The sequence below is a fragment of the Pseudomonas sp. FW305-7 genome (assembly GCF_058786735.1).
The window spans coordinates 81408-95533 of the sequence record NZ_JBYSZA010000015.1 but is presented as its reverse complement, the minus strand read 5'-3'; the positions used below and the strand labels follow the sequence as shown (position 1 = coordinate 95533).

Genomic DNA, 14126 nt, shown 5'->3' with positions numbered 1-14126 from the left:
GGGCCTATAGCTCAGTTGGTTAGAGCAGAGGACTCATAATCCTTTGGTCCACGGTTCAAGTCCGTGTGGGCCCACCAAATTGAAAGCCGCGCATTGCGCGGCTTTTTCGTTTCTGCGTTTAGCCCCGACCAATAAGGGGCTTCCATATTTTGCGGGTTGAAGCTGTAACATGCTCGCCCAAAGATCCGCGTCCCATGGAGCCGCTCCCTTGCCAGACACCCGCCCGCCCGTACTTGATGAAATCGACCGTCAGTTGATCGCTGCCCTGCAGATCAACGCCCGCGAGAGCGTGGCCATGCTCGCCCGGCAGTTGGGCATCGCGCGCACCACCGTGACTTCGCGGTTGGCGCGGCTGGAAAAGACCAAAGTCATCACCGGTTATGGCGTTCGCCTCGGTCAGCGTTTGGTCGATGGCGGGTTGCAGGCTTATGTCGGGATCAAGGTGCAGCCGCGTTCCGGCAAGGAAGTGTTGCGTCGCTTGAGTGCGATGGCGCAGGTGCAGCAATTGTGTGCGGTGAGTGGCGAATTTGATTATGTGGCGTGGTTGCGCACCGATTCGCCGGAGCAGCTGGATCAGTTGCTGGATCAGATCGGGAGTGTGGATGGGGTGGAGAAGACGACGACTTCGATCATTTTGAGTAGCAAGATTGATCGGGGGCAGCCGGTTTGAATATTTTCACCGAGATTTCTCGGTTGAATTTCAGGGCCTCATCGCGGGCAAGCCCGCTCCCACAATGATCGAAGTGAAGTCGAATATCGTCACTCTGTTCAATTAATTATCAAAACGACGACACTTTGCGTCTTATTAACGTGTTCTACGCTCCCTAAAATGGCTGGCATCTTTTCCTATACTCAGACGCGCATCCCGCGTCGGGTCGCCAGCAAGGTCAGCCATGAACAAGAACAATCGCCATCCTGCAGACGGTAAGAAACCAGTCACCATTTTCGGCCCGGACTTTCCGTTCGCTTTCGACGACTGGATCGAACACCCGGCTGGCCTCGGCAGCATTCCTGAACACAATCACGGCGCTGAAGTGGCGATTGTCGGCGCGGGCGTTGCCGGTCTGGTGGCCGCTTACGAGTTGATGAAGCTTGGCCTGAAGCCGGTGGTTTACGAGGCTTCCAAGCTGGGTGGCCGTCTGCGTTCGCAAGCGTTCAATGGCACTGATGGCATCGTCGCCGAACTCGGTGGCATGCGTTTCCCGGTGTCTTCCACGGCGTTTTATCACTACGTCGACAAGCTCGGGCTGGAAACCAAACCTTTCCCGAACCCACTGACACCGGCCTCCGGCAGCACCGTGATCGATCTGGAAGGCAAAACCCATTACGCACAGAAACTGGCCGACCTTCCTGCACTGTTCCAGGAAGTGGCTGACGCCTGGGCGGATGCCTTGGAAGCAGGTTCGCAGTTCTCCGATATCCAGCAAGCCATCCGCGACCGCGATGTACCGCGCCTTAAAGAGTTGTGGAACACCTTGGTGCCACTGTGGGACGACCGCACGTTCTACGATTTCGTCGCCACCTCCGAAGCCTTTGCCAAGCTGTCGTTCCATCACCGCGAAGTGTTCGGTCAGGTCGGTTTTGGTACCGGCGGCTGGGACTCGGATTTCCCCAACTCGATGCTGGAAATCTTCCGTGTGGTGATGACCAACTGCGACGATCACCAGCACCTGGTGGTCGGCGGCGTCGAGCAAGTGCCACAAGGCATCTGGCGCCATGCACCGGAACGCTGCGTGCATTGGCCGCAAGGCACCAGCCTGAAGTCTCTGCACCGTGGCGCGCCGCGTTCCGGCGTGAAGAAAATCGCTCACGCACCGGATGGCCGTTTCGCCGTCACCGACAACAACGGCGACACCCGCGAATACGCCGCCGTGCTGACCACGTGCCAGAGCTGGCTGCTGACCACCCAGATCGAATGCGACGAAACTCTGTTCTCGCAGAAGATGTGGATGGCGCTCGATCGCACCCGCTATATGCAGTCATCGAAGACTTTCGTGATGGTCGACCGGCCGTTCTGGAAGGACAAGGATCCGGAAACCGGCCGCGACCTCATGAGCATGACCCTCACCGACCGCCTGACTCGTGGCACTTATCTGTTCGACAACGGCGACGACAAGCCGGGCGTGATCTGCCTGTCGTACTCGTGGATGAGCGACGCGTTGAAGATGCTGCCGCACCCGGTGGAAAAACGCGTTGAACTGGCGCTGAATGCGTTGAAGAAGATTTACCCGAAAGTCGACATCGCCGCGCGGATCATCGGCGATCCGATCACCGTGTCGTGGGAAGCCGATCCGTACTTCCTCGGCGCGTTCAAGGGCGCCCTGCCTGGTCACTATCGCTATAACCAGCGCATGTACGCGCACTTCATGCAGGACGACATGCCGGCCGAGCAGCGCGGGATTTTCATCGCCGGCGACGACGTGTCGTGGACCCCGGCGTGGGTCGAAGGCGCGGTGCAGACTTCGCTCAACGCGGTGTGGGGGATCATGAAACATTTCGGCGGTTCTACACATAAAGAGAACCCGGGCCCGGGTGATGTGTTCAAAGACATCGGCCCTATCGCCCTGCCCGAGTAAGAGGAATCCCTGATGCGTGTAGCCCTTTACCAATGTCCGCCGCTGCCACTGGACCCCGCCGCCAACCTGCAACGCCTGCATCAACTGGCGATGGAGGCCAAGGGCGCCGACCTCTTGGTGCTGCCGGAGATGTTCATGACCGGCTACAACATTGGCGCCGAAGCGGTCAGCACATTGGCCGAGGTCTACAACGGTGAATGGGCGCAGCAAATTGGCCGGATCGCCAAGGCTGCTGGTCTGGCGATTCTTTACGGCTATCCCGAGCGCACTGCCGACGGGCAGATTTACAACGCCGTGCAGTTGATCGACGCGAACGGCGAGCGCCTGTGCAATTACCGCAAGACGCATCTGTTCGGGGATCTTGATCGTTCGATGTTCAGCCCCGGCGAAGGCGAGTTTCCGGTTGTCGAACTGAACGGCTGGAAGCTCGGGTTCCTGATCTGTTACGACCTGGAATTCCCGGAAAATGCCCGTCGTCTCGCCCTCGATGGCGCCGAGCTGATTCTGGTGCCAACGGCGAACATGATTCCGTTCGACTTCATCGCCGATGTATCGGTACGCGCCCGCGCCTTCGAAAACCAATGCTACGTGGCCTACGCGAACTACTGTGGCCATGAAGGCGACATCCACTATTGCGGGCAAAGCAGCATCGCCGCACCGGACGGCAGCCGTATCGCTCAGGCCGGTCTCGATGAAGCCCTGATCGTCGGTGAGCTGGATCGCCAGTTGATGATCGACTCCCGCGCCGCCAATCGCTACCTCAGTGACCGTCGCCCTGAGCTATACGGCGCGCTGAACAAGCGCTAATCCGCTAGCATTGGCACTTCACTGTTCTGGAAGTGCCCATGCCTGCGCCGACTCACCCCCGCCCCCACACTGAAACCCTGGCCAATGGCTTGCGCGTGACCCTGCGTCATGTGCCCGGCTTGAAGCGCAGCGCCGCCGCGTTGCGCGTGGCTGCCGGTAGTCACGACGCGCCGCTGGCGTGGCCGGGGCTGGCGCATTTTCTTGAGCACTTGTTGTTTCTTGGCACCGACCTTTTTCCTGCAAGTGAAGGGTTGATGGCCTACGTGCAAAGTCATGGTGGTCAGGTAAATGCCAGCACTCGCGAGCGCACGACCGACTTTTTCTTTGAGTTGCCAACCCACTCGTTCAGCGGCGGACTGGAGCGTCTGTCAGACATGCTCGCCCATCCGCGTATGAATCCGGACGATCAATCGCGCGAACGCGAAGTGCTGGACGCGGAGTTTGTCGCTTGGTCGCAGGATCCTGAGGCGCAGCAGGCGTTTGCGTTGTATGAGGGTTTACCTGCGAACCATCCGTTACGCGGTTTTCATGCGGGGAACCGCGACACACTGCAAGTCGAGCAGCCAGCGTTTCAGCAAGCACTGCAAGACTTCCATCAGCAGTTTTATCGCACCGGGCAAATGACCTTGAGCCTGGTCGGCCCGCAGAGCATTGAGGCATTGCGCGCCCTGGCGGAGCAATTCGCGGCGACGCTGCCGGTTGGGGATAACGTTGCCCAGGCAGCGACGGTGCCGCTGGCGGTGAAAAGTTATCAACAGGCCGGCGAGCGGCGTTGTCATCTGCTGTTTGCCTTCGACTCGTTGCCTGTCTTGTCCGCCGAAGCCTTGGGGTTTCTTTGCCATTGGTTGAACAACGCCAAACCTGGCGGCTTGCTCGCCCATCTGCAGCAACAAAACCTCGCAGATGACTTAAAAGCCGCACCGCTGTATCACTTTGCCGGACAAGCATTGCTGCACTTGCAATTCACTGCCCCCCGCGAAGCCATGAGTGCGATTCGCGAACAACTGCTGGATTGGCTTAGCTTCTTTGCTGCGCAGCAGGACTGGACAGCGCTGCGCGAGGAATACGCCAAGCTGCTTGCTCGTCAGCAACAGATCAGCACCGCTCTGCAACTGGCGCGCCTCGACAGTGAACAGCTTGACGGCGAACTGTCCGAAAACGCTGTCGCTGCACTCAAACAGCTACTGCGCGAAATCGGCGTTGTGGATAACTTCAGCAGCCACTGGCATCTGCCGGCAGCCAACCCTTTCCTGCGCTCCAGCGAACCGCTGGCGAACGCCGGTTTGATTCGCGGCCAGACCAGCGCCCACCGTGGCTTGCGCACGTTCGCCCAGGATCGTTCGCGCGGCCGGCGTGAGCGTTCACCGATGCAGTTCAGCCAGGCGCTGCCGGACACCAGTGATCAGGGCGCGATTTATCTGCGCTGGCAACTGCAAGCCGCCGCCAGTGCCGATCTGCAAGGCAAGCTACAACGCAGCCTGCGGGAAACCCAGGAAGACGCGCGTCAGGCCGGGGTCGAGTTGTCCTTCAGTGCCACCGGCACTCAATGGCTGCTGAAACTGACCGGCCTGCAAGAGCCGATGCCCGGTGTTCTGGAGCATGCGCTGAAAGTTCTGACACAGGTTGATGCCGATTCTCCGAGCGCAGCGCCAGAAGCGCCGTTGATAGCGATCCGCCAATTGCTCAAGGAGTTGCCGCAACGTTGCCTACCAGCGGTCGCCGAGTCGGGCGACGCCAACCACCTGTGGACAACTTCGCGCTGGGACGGGCTGGCACTGGGCCTCAGCGCGCAGACTCAATCGGCGATGGGGCTGGCCCTGAGCCGCATCCCCGGCACACCGGACAATCAATTGCCGGCAACACCTGCGATCAATGCTCAACACCTGTGGAGCTACATCGAAACAGGCTCCAGTGAACACGCCCTGCTGCTGTTCTGTCCGACAGCCAGTCGCGAAATTGCCGACGAAGCGGCGTGGCGCCTGCTCGCACAGCTGTGCCAGACGCCGTTCTATCAGTGCCTGCGGGTCGAATTGCAGTTGGGTTATGCGGTATTCAGCGCCCTGCGGCAGATTCACGGCCAAAGCGGATTGCTGTTTGGCGTGCAGTCGCCGAACACTGCACCGGTTCAGTTGCTCGGTCATATCCAGCAGTTCCTCGACAGTGTTCATGCGCTGATCGAAAACCTCGATGACCACGGTTTCAACCAACTACGTCAGTCACTCGCGGAGCAATTCGACGAGAGCAATCTGACCGGCAAAGACGCCGCCGAACTGCTCTGGCAGGCAAAACTTGCCGGCCACTCGTCGGATTACCTGCCCCAATTGATCGCCGCGATCGGCCAACTGGATCGCCGGGCATTGCTGGCAGCCGCGCAACGATTAAATCGCGCCGAAGGCGGCTGGCTCTGCCTCGCCAGCGACTCGATGCCGGGCGCACCCTGGCAAGCAGCAAAATGATCGTTACCAACGCTGCAAGGAGCTTTCTCGAATATTCACAGGCATTCCCGGTGAAATTTTGAGTAACATAGCCGCCTAACTATTTGGAACATCCCTGCGCTGCCGTGGACTATAACTATGGACAGCGCTATCCCACCCACTAGAAGGAGACACCTTATGTCCTGGACAAAACCTGCTTACACCGACCTGCGTATCGGCTTCGAAGTCACCATGTACTTCGCCAGCCGCTGAGTTCTGCTTACGTAGAACTGCAGTGCAACGCCTCGGCTCGCCGGGGCGTTTTATTTTCAGCGTTGAAAGATTGGAGCGTTCATGTTCGTCCAGATTCTGGGTTCGGCCGCCGGTGGCGGTTTTCCGCAGTGGAATTGCAACTGCGTCAACTGCGCAGGTTTTCGCGACGGCAGCCTGAATGCCAAGGCCCGCACCCAATCGTCCATCGCGATTTCCGATGACGGTGTGAACTGGGTGCTGTGCAACGCCTCGCCGGACATCCGCGCGCAACTGCAAAGCTTCGCCCCGATGCAACCGGGCCGAGCCCTGCGCGACACCGGTATCAGCGCGATCATTCTGATGGACAGCCAGATCGACCACACCACCGGCCTGCTCAGTCTGCGCGAAGGCTGCCCGCATCAGGTCTGGTGCACGGACATGGTTCACGAAGACCTGAGCACCGGTTTCCCCCTGTTCAAGATGCTCACCCACTGGAACGGCGGGTTGAACTGGAACCGCATCGAACTCGATCAGAGTTTCACCGTGGCGGCGTGCCCGAACCTGCGTTTCACGCCGCTGCCGTTGCGCAGCGCTGCACCGCCCTACTCGCCGCACCGTTTCGACCCGCATCCGGGCGACAACATCGGCCTGATCGTCGAAGACCTGCAGACCGGCGGCAAACTGTTCTACGCACCGGGTCTGGGCAAGGTCGACGCGCCGTTGCTGGACATCATGGCTGGCAGTGATTGTCTGCTGGTGGACGGCACGATGTGGGATGACGATGAGATGCAGCGCCGTGGCGTCGGCACCCGTACCGGTCGCGAGATGGGCCATCTGGCGCAGAACGGCCCTGGCGGCATGCTCGAAGTGCTGGAACAGCTTCCCGAGCAGCGCAAGGTGCTTATCCACATCAACAACACCAATCCGGTTCTCGATGAGGATTCGCCGGAGCGTGCGGAGCTGGCGCGGCGTAATGTTGAAGTGGCGTATGACGGCATGAGTATCGTGCTGTAACTGAGGGCCCCATCGCTGGCAAGCCAGCTCCCACATTGGATCTGTGGCACACACAAAACCTGTGGGAGCTGGCTTGCCAGCGATGACGTCCGAATAGACACCAGAGATTCCAACGGTTGTTCCCCGGAGAACCGCAATGACCGACCAACCAATGTCCCCCGCCGAATTCGAAGCGGCCCTGCGCGCCAAAGGCGCCTATTACCACATCCATCACCCGTATCACGTGGCGATGTATCAGGGCCGCGCCACCCGCGAGCAGATTCAGGGCTGGGTCGCCAACCGCTTCTACTATCAGGTGAACATCCCCCTGAAAGACGCAGCCATTCTCGCCAATTGCCCGGATCGCGAGATCCGGCGCGAGTGGATTCAGCGACTGCTCGACCACGACGGCGCTCCCGGTGAAGACGGCGGCATCGAAGCCTGGCTACGCCTCGGCCAGGCCGTTGGCCTCGATCCGGATCAACTGCGCTCCCAGGAGCTGGTGCTGCCCGGCGTGCGTTTCGCCGTCGATGCCTACGTCAACTTCGCCCGCCGCGCCAGTTGGCAGGAAGCCGCCAGCAGTTCGTTGACCGAACTGTTCGCGCCGCAGATCCACCAATCGCGCCTCGACAGCTGGCCGCAGCATTACCCGTGGATCGACCCGGCCGGGTATGAGTATTTCCGCACCCGCCTCGGTCAGGCGCGCCGTGATGTCGAGCATGGTCTGGCGATCACGCTTGAGCACTACAAGACGCGCGAAGGCCAGGAGCGCATGCTGGAAATTCTCCAGTTCAAACTGGACATTCTTTGGAGCATGCTCGATGCAATGAGCATGGCCTACGAACTGAACCGCCCGCCGTATCACAGCGTCACCGATCAACGGGTCTGGCACAAAGGAATCGCCTTATGAGTTTCGACCGCAGCAAGACCCCGACCTGGCGTCCCGGTTACCGCTTCCAGTACGAACCGGCACAGAAAGGCCATGTGCTGCTTTATCCGGAAGGCATGATCAAGCTCAATGAAAGCGCCGCGCTGATTGGCGGCTTGATCGACGGTGAACGCGACGTCGCGGCAATCATCGCCAAACTCGACGAACAGTTCCCCGGCGTGCCCGAGCTCGGTGACGACATCGAGCAATTCATGGAGGTTGCCCGTGCGCAGCACTGGATCGAACTTGCCTGAGTCATCGGTGCAAGTCCCGGCCAAACCGGAAATCGGCCTGCCGCTGTGGCTGCTCGCCGAGCTGACCTACCGCTGTCCGTTGCAATGTCCGTACTGCTCAAATCCACTGGATTTCGCCGAGCAGGGCAAAGAGCTGACAACCGAGCAGTGGATCAAGGTATTCCGCGAGGCGCGGGAGATGGGTGCGGCGCAGTTGGGCTTTTCCGGCGGTGAGCCACTGGTGCGTCAGGACCTCGCCGAGCTGATTCATGAAGCGCGGCAGTTGGGCTTCTACACCAACCTGATCACTTCCGGCATCGGTCTGACCGAGCAGAAAATCAGCGACTTCAAAAAGGCCGGCCTCGATCACATTCAGATCAGTTTCCAGGCCAGCGACGAGCAAGTGAACAACCTGCTCGCTGGCTCGAAAAAGGCCTTCGCGCAGAAGCTGGAGATGGCCCGTGCGGTGAAGGCCCACGGCTATCCGATGGTGCTGAACTTCGTCACCCATCGGCACAACATCGACAAGATCGACCGCATCATCGAACTGTGCATCGCGCTTGAGGCCGACTTCGTCGAGCTCGCCACCTGCCAGTTTTACGGTTGGGCGCAGCTCAATCGTGTCGGCCTGTTGCCGACCAAGGAACAACTGGTGCGCGCCGAACGCATCACCAACGAATACCGGGCGAAACTGGAAGCCGAAGGGCATCCGTGCAAGCTGATTTTCGTCACCCCGGACTATTACGAAGAACGCCCGAAAGCCTGTATGAACGGCTGGGGCAGCATTTTTCTGACGGTCACGCCGGACGGCACCGCCCTGCCCTGTCATGGCGCCCGACAGCTGCCGGTACAATTTCCCAACGTGCGCGATCACAGCATGCAGCACATCTGGTACGACTCGTTCGGCTTCAACCGCTTTCGCGGTTACGACTGGATGCCCGAGCCGTGCCGTTCGTGTGATGAGAAAGAAAAGGACTTCGGCGGCTGCCGCTGCCAGGCCTTCATGCTTACCGGTGATGCGAGCAATGCCGACCCGGTATGCAGCAAGTCCGAACATCACGGTGTGATCCTCAAGGCCCGCGAAGAAGCCGAGACCGCCACTCAAACCATTGAACAACTGGCCTTCCGCAATGAACGAAACTCGCGCCTCATCGCCAAGGGCTGAGCCTTTCAGCGCCTCGCAAGCCGTCGCCGCCGGCATGGATTTCGCCGAACTGCAACTCGGCGCCAACGGCTTGTTCTGGAATGAATATCGCCCCGAAGATGCGGCGTGCCGGATCTGGCATTGGCGTGACGGCGCGGCAAAATGTCTGACGCCTGCTGGTTTCAGCGTGCGTAGTCGGGTGTACGAATATGGCGGTGGCGCGTTTTGTCTGACGCCTGACGGTGTGGTTTTCGTCGCTGAGGCGGATCAGCAGTTGTATCGGCAGGCGCTGAATGGCGATCCTGAAGCGCTGACATCGGGTGAGTGCCGTTACGGTGATCTGCATTTCGCCGATGGGCAGGTTTTGGCGGTTGAAGAACAGCACGACACGCATCGGCTGGTGGCGATTGATCTGGCGGATGGCAAACGTCATCTGCTGGCCGAAGGTGCGGATTTTTACGCCGCACCGACGATAAGTCCGGATGGTCAGCGTCTAGCGTGGATCGAGTGGAGTCGCCCGCATCAGCCGTGGACATCGACCCGCTTGATGGTGGCTGAAGGTGATTTTTCGGCGCCCCGTTGCGTGGCGGGCGAACGGCTTGAGGAATCCATTCAACAGCCGCGTTTCGATGCTGAAGGCCGTTTGTATTGCCTGACCGATCGTGGCGGATTCTGGCAACCGTGGGTTGAGACATCTGACGGCCTGCAGCTTTTGCCAAGTGCCGAGGCCGACCATGCACCGGCACCTTGGCAACTCGGAGGGTGCACCTGGTTACCGGTTGGCGAGTCCTACCTTGCCAGTTGGAGCGAGGGCGGTTTCGGTCGCCTCGCGCTGGATGGCGAAGACTTCACCGGCGACTACAGCCGCTTTCGTCATCTGGCGCTGGATCAGCATTTCATCTATTGCATTGCGGCCTCGCCGATCAGTCCTTCGGCAGTGATCGCCATTGATCGAACGACCCACGCAGTCAAAGTGCTGGCCGGCGGGGTTGCACCGTTGCCCGCCGAACGTATCAGCCGTCCACAAACCCTGCGTTACCCGAGCGGTTCGGGCGAAGCGCATGGGTTCTTCTATCCAGCCATGAACGATGAGGCGAAACCGCCGCTGGTGGTGTTCATCCACGGTGGCCCGACGTCAGCGTGCTACCCGATACTCGACCCACGCATCCAGTACTGGACGCAGCGCGGCTTCGCCGTCGCTGACCTCAACTATCGCGGCAGCAGTGGTTATGGCCGGGAATATCGGCAGGCATTGCACTTGAGTTGGGGTGAGGTAGACGTCGAGGATGCTTGCGCGGTGGTGGCGTATCTGGCCGAACGCGACATGATCGACGGCGATAAGGCGTTCATCCGTGGCGGCAGCGCCGGCGGTTATACGACGCTATGCGCTTTGGCGTTCCAACAGGTGTTTCGCGCCGGCGCCAGTCTTTACGGGGTCAGCGATCCGGTCGCGCTCGCCCGGGCGACACACAAGTTTGAAGGCGATTACCTGGACTGGCTGATCGGCGATCCCGAGCAGGACGCCGAACGCTACGCCGCCCGCACACCCCTGCTGCACGCGAACAACATTCGCGTGCCAGTGATTTTCTTTCAGGGCGAACTGGATGCCGTCGTCGTGCCGCAACAGACGCGGGACATGGTCACGGCATTGGAACAGAACAACATCCCGGTCGAGGCGCATTACTACGCCGATGAACGCCACGGCTTCCGCCGCGCAGTGAATCAGGCGCATGCGTTGGAGCAGGAGTGGAAGTTCTATCGGCGGGTGATGGGTTTGGGGGATTGAAAATCGGCATCCGTGTCGCCCCAATCGCTGGCAAGCCAGCTCCCACAGGTTTTTAGGTGTACACAAAATGTGTGTACGACCGACACCACTGTGGGAGCTGGCTTGCAGCGATAGCGATCTATCCGGCAGCGAAGTACTCAGCGTTTGGCAATGATGTACACCGCATGCACGATCCCCGGGATATACCCGCACAACGTCAGCAGAATGTTCAACCAGAACGCCCCGCCAAACCCGACCTGCAGAAACACACCCAGTGGTGGCAACAGAATAGCGATGATGATGCGAATGAAATCCATGGGGCAGCTCCTGTATGGGGGTTGGCTCATTTGAGCCATACAAGCTAATCGACCTGCGCCGTTCGTCAGGGTTCAGTGCAATCGCCATTTGTTCGCCAGTATCCATTGCCAAAAAAAACGCCCCACGCCAAAAGAATCAGGCGTGGGGCGTGCGTTATACCGCGAGACGGTTCTTCAATTCGGGTAGGACGGTTCAGTTCAGACGGCAATCCCTTTGCGGCATTGCAGTTGTGCGGTGCGCACTCGCGAGAACGCCCGGCCCAGGCGCAGGAGCATTTCGTCGATGTTGGTTTTGCTGACGGTCAGGGCCGGGGTGAAGCGCAGGCAGTTGGCTTGCGGAGCGTTGAGCAGCAGGCCTTCATGCAATGCAGCGTGGATGACGGCATCGGCGCAATCGTCTGACAGGGTCAGTCCATAGAACAGGCCTTGACCACGCAGCTCGCCGTGACCGTAACGCTGAGCCAGTCGGGCTAAACCTTCGCGCAGATGTTGGCCGTTTTCTTTGACCTGTTCGAGAAAGCTGCGGTCTTGCACGCTGTCGAGGACGACCAGACCGGCCGCGGTCATCAGCGCATTGCCGTGATGCGTACCGCCGAGTTCGCCCGCGTCGAAACAGCATGCCTTGCCCCGCGCCAGCAGCGCCGCCAGCGGCACGCCGCCGCCAAGGCCTTTGCCAAGCACAACGATATCGGCGCGCACGCCGTAGGATTGTTCGGCGAGCAAGGTGCCACAGCGACCGATGCCGGTCTGCACTTCGTCGAGAATCAGCAGAATGCCCAGCTCACGGCACAGACGTTCGACGCCTTTGAGGTAATGCTCGGTTGCAGGAATGACACCAGCGTCGCTCTGGATCGGCTCAAGCATGATCGCCACGGTCTGTGCATCGACCGCCGCGTGCAGCGCTGGCAAATCGTTGAACGGCACCAGATCGAAGCCCGGCAGCAAAGGTGCGAAACGGTTGTGCAGATTACAACTGTCCGACGCCGATATCGTCGCCAGACTGCGGCCATGACAACCCTGCTTGGCAACGATAATCCGCGAGGCGCCGCCGCGATGCAGCTGGCCCCACTTGCGTGCCAGTTTGATCGCGGCCTCGCAAGCCTCGCTGCCGCTGTTGAGCAGGTAAGCCTGATCACTGGAAGTGCTGGCGCACAGGCGCTCGGCGAGGCTGAGCATGCCGCGATTGTGCAGATTGAAACCGGGGTTGATCAGCGCCTGGGCCTGGCTGGCGATGGCTTTGACCAGTGCCGAAGGACTGTGGCCGAGGCTGTTGGCACCGCCGGCCTGGGAGAAATCGAGGTGAGCGCGGTCGTTGCTGTCCCACAGCCACGAGCCTTGGCCGCGAACGAACACCTGTTGTGGCCTTTCGACGCTGGGCATCAGCCGCTCAGCGCTGAGGTTTTCGCTGATGTTTGAAGGGTTGGCCTCGAAAGTGAGGTCATCAAGGCTCGGCGTCTGGCGCCGCAAACTGAACAGATTCATTGAACAAAACCTCGCTGGAGGTTTTTTGAACTGCCTATGCAAACACTCTTGAAGCTGACGCTGATCATCGCGCTTTCTGGCCCTGTAAGCCTTGTGAATGCGGTTAGACTAGGCTCACTGACGGCCTTGGGCCATTTCGATTTCTCAGCATTTTCGATAAGCGTTACTTATGGATTTTAAACAACTGCGTTATTTCGTCGCGGTCTACGAAGAAGGGCATGTCGGCAGAGCCGCCGAACGCCTGTCGATCTCGCAACCCGCGCTTTCCCAACAGATCCGTCAGCTCGAACAGAACCTCGACGTCACTCTCTTTGAACGCAGCAGCAAACGCCTGCTGCCGACGCTTGCCGCGCACACGCTGTACAACCATGCGCTGCCACTGCTCGACGGTTTACAACGCGCGCGCGAGGCGTTGGGCAACTTCAAGGGCCAGGCACTGCGCACGCTGGCAATCGGTGTGTTGCAGACCGTGCACACCAGTCTGGTGCCGCAAATGCTAGAGCGCGTGCGCAAGGCACAACCGCATCTGGTGGTGCAGATCTACGAACTGACGGGGCTGGAAATCGAACGACGATTGCTCAACGGTTCATTGGACATCGGCATCAGCTACTTGCCGCCCCGTCAGCCCGGGTTGCAGGGCGTGATGCTCTACGAAGATGAACTGACGCTGGTCATCCCGGCGGATCACCCATTGCGTGAATTCAAGAAAGTCTCGATTCGCCAGGCCGCGGAATTGCCCATGCTGCTGTTGGGCGAGGAATTTCAGATCCGCCAGATCTGGCAGGCGCAACTGACCAGCCTCGGTCGTCGCCCGCAAGTGCAAGCCGAGTTGAACAATATGCTGGGGATTCTCGACAGTCTGCCGCACACCAAACTGGCGACGGTGCTGCCCGGGCGTTCGCAGAAGGAGTACGACGATCAGGATCTGCTGTGGAAACCGCTGAGCGAGCCACGGGTGCCGTTAAAGGTTGGCTTGGTCTGTCGTGACGTGCAGCGCCAACAAGCCTCTTTGGCGCTGTTGCGCACGCTGCTGGAGGAAGTGATGGAGCGTGAAGCAAAGCCGCCGCTCGATCCCTTGGCCTGACTTACTTTTCTGCAGGCAAAAGAAAACCCCGCCGAAGCGGGGCTTTGCAGACTGTTTCCCTGACATCCATTTCACTCCGCCACCCTGGCAGAATCCTACGTGTCCGTGTTGTTGCTTTGCGCTTCCTGCGC

At 59.9% G+C, this 14126-nt stretch carries 13 protein-coding genes and 1 tRNA gene; 12 read left to right on the top strand and 2 right to left on the bottom strand.

Annotated features, from left to right (window positions below):
• From AC3WMT_RS18480 to AC3WMT_RS18430, 11 genes are all read left to right on the top strand, one after another.
• Positions 1–77, top strand: a tRNA-Ile gene (locus AC3WMT_RS18480).
• Between the two features lie 131 nt (positions 78–208).
• Positions 209–670 (top strand): Lrp/AsnC family transcriptional regulator, encoded by a 462-nt coding sequence (locus AC3WMT_RS18475; protein WP_103304420.1) that lies wholly within the window; start codon positions 209–211, stop codon positions 668–670.
• Positions 671–893: 223 nt separating this feature from the next.
• A complete protein-coding gene (locus AC3WMT_RS18470) occupies positions 894–2576 on the top strand; it encodes a flavin monoamine oxidase family protein (RefSeq protein WP_103304421.1) in 1683 nt (560 codons plus the stop codon).
• A gap of 12 nt (positions 2577–2588) precedes the next feature.
• Positions 2589–3383: a carbon-nitrogen hydrolase family protein gene (locus tag AC3WMT_RS18465; RefSeq protein ID WP_103304422.1), complete on the top strand. Its 795-nt coding sequence runs from the start codon at positions 2589–2591 to the stop codon at positions 3381–3383.
• 38 nt (positions 3384–3421) lie between these two features.
• Entirely contained in the window at positions 3422–5839 is a 2418-nt protein-coding gene (pqqF, locus tag AC3WMT_RS18460; RefSeq protein WP_103304423.1) for a pyrroloquinoline quinone biosynthesis protein PqqF, read from the top strand.
• A gap of 156 nt (positions 5840–5995) precedes the next feature.
• Positions 5996–6070, top strand: a complete 75-nt coding sequence (gene pqqA, locus AC3WMT_RS18455; RefSeq protein WP_003422658.1) for a pyrroloquinoline quinone precursor peptide PqqA — start codon at positions 5996–5998, stop codon at positions 6068–6070.
• 81 nt (positions 6071–6151) lie between these two features.
• Positions 6152–7063: a pyrroloquinoline quinone biosynthesis protein PqqB gene (gene pqqB, locus AC3WMT_RS18450; protein WP_103304424.1), complete on the top strand. Its 912-nt coding sequence runs from the start codon at positions 6152–6154 to the stop codon at positions 7061–7063.
• 136 nt (positions 7064–7199) lie between these two features.
• A complete protein-coding gene (gene pqqC, locus AC3WMT_RS18445) occupies positions 7200–7952 on the top strand; it encodes a pyrroloquinoline-quinone synthase PqqC (protein ID WP_103304425.1) in 753 nt (250 codons plus the stop codon).
• Positions 7949–8224, top strand: coding sequence for a pyrroloquinoline quinone biosynthesis peptide chaperone PqqD (gene pqqD, locus AC3WMT_RS18440; RefSeq protein ID WP_103304426.1), 276 nt, complete (start codon positions 7949–7951; stop codon positions 8222–8224). Before pqqC ends, pqqD begins: the two co-directional genes overlap by 4 nt.
• 7 nt (positions 8225–8231) lie before the next feature.
• The gene (gene pqqE, locus AC3WMT_RS18435; protein ID WP_371919314.1) at positions 8232–9368 is read left to right on the top strand and encodes a pyrroloquinoline quinone biosynthesis protein PqqE; all 1137 of its coding nucleotides are present in this window, start codon (positions 8232–8234) and stop codon (positions 9366–9368) included.
• A complete protein-coding gene (locus AC3WMT_RS18430) occupies positions 9334–11133 on the top strand; it encodes a S9 family peptidase (protein WP_103304428.1) in 1800 nt (599 codons plus the stop codon). The genes pqqE and AC3WMT_RS18430 overlap by 35 nt, the downstream gene beginning before the upstream one ends.
• A 137-nt stretch (positions 11134–11270) precedes the next feature.
• Here AC3WMT_RS18430 and AC3WMT_RS18425 read toward each other — a convergent pair whose 3' ends face one another.
• Both AC3WMT_RS18425 and AC3WMT_RS18420 read right to left on the bottom strand, forming a co-directional pair.
• Positions 11271–11429, bottom strand: a complete 159-nt coding sequence (locus AC3WMT_RS18425) for a YqaE/Pmp3 family membrane protein (RefSeq protein ID WP_003228885.1) — start codon at positions 11427–11429, stop codon at positions 11271–11273.
• A 198-nt stretch (positions 11430–11627) separates the two neighbouring features.
• A complete protein-coding gene (locus AC3WMT_RS18420) occupies positions 11628–12911 on the bottom strand; it encodes an aspartate aminotransferase family protein (RefSeq protein WP_103304429.1) in 1284 nt (427 codons plus the stop codon).
• Between the two features lie 169 nt (positions 12912–13080).
• Between AC3WMT_RS18420 and AC3WMT_RS18415 the strand changes: the two genes are divergently transcribed.
• Positions 13081–13995, top strand: a complete 915-nt coding sequence (locus AC3WMT_RS18415; protein WP_103304430.1) for a LysR family transcriptional regulator — start codon at positions 13081–13083, stop codon at positions 13993–13995.
• Positions 13996–14126 lie beyond the last annotated feature (131 nt).

Bases quoted from the DNA above. Each gene is read 5' to 3' on its own strand.
- AC3WMT_RS18470 (WP_103304421.1), top strand. From the start codon at position 894: ATGAACAAGAACAATCGCCATCCTGCAGACGGTAAGAAACCAGTCACC.
- AC3WMT_RS18465 (WP_103304422.1), top strand. From the start codon at position 2,589: ATGCGTGTAGCCCTTTACCAATGTCCGCCGCTGCCACTGGACCCCGCC.
- pqqF (WP_103304423.1), top strand. From the start codon at position 3,422: ATGCCTGCGCCGACTCACCCCCGCCCCCACACTGAAACCCTGGCCAAT.
- pqqB (WP_103304424.1), top strand. From the start codon at position 6,152: ATGTTCGTCCAGATTCTGGGTTCGGCCGCCGGTGGCGGTTTTCCGCAG.
- pqqC (WP_103304425.1), top strand. From the start codon at position 7,200: ATGACCGACCAACCAATGTCCCCCGCCGAATTCGAAGCGGCCCTGCGC.
- pqqD (WP_103304426.1), top strand. From the start codon at position 7,949: ATGAGTTTCGACCGCAGCAAGACCCCGACCTGGCGTCCCGGTTACCGC.
- AC3WMT_RS18430 (WP_103304428.1), top strand. From the start codon at position 9,334: ATGAACGAAACTCGCGCCTCATCGCCAAGGGCTGAGCCTTTCAGCGCC.
- AC3WMT_RS18425 (WP_003228885.1), bottom strand. From the start codon at position 11,429: ATGGATTTCATTCGCATCATCATCGCTATTCTGTTGCCACCACTGGGT.
- AC3WMT_RS18420 (WP_103304429.1), bottom strand. From the start codon at position 12,911: ATGAATCTGTTCAGTTTGCGGCGCCAGACGCCGAGCCTTGATGACCTC.
- AC3WMT_RS18415 (WP_103304430.1), top strand. From the start codon at position 13,081: ATGGATTTTAAACAACTGCGTTATTTCGTCGCGGTCTACGAAGAAGGG.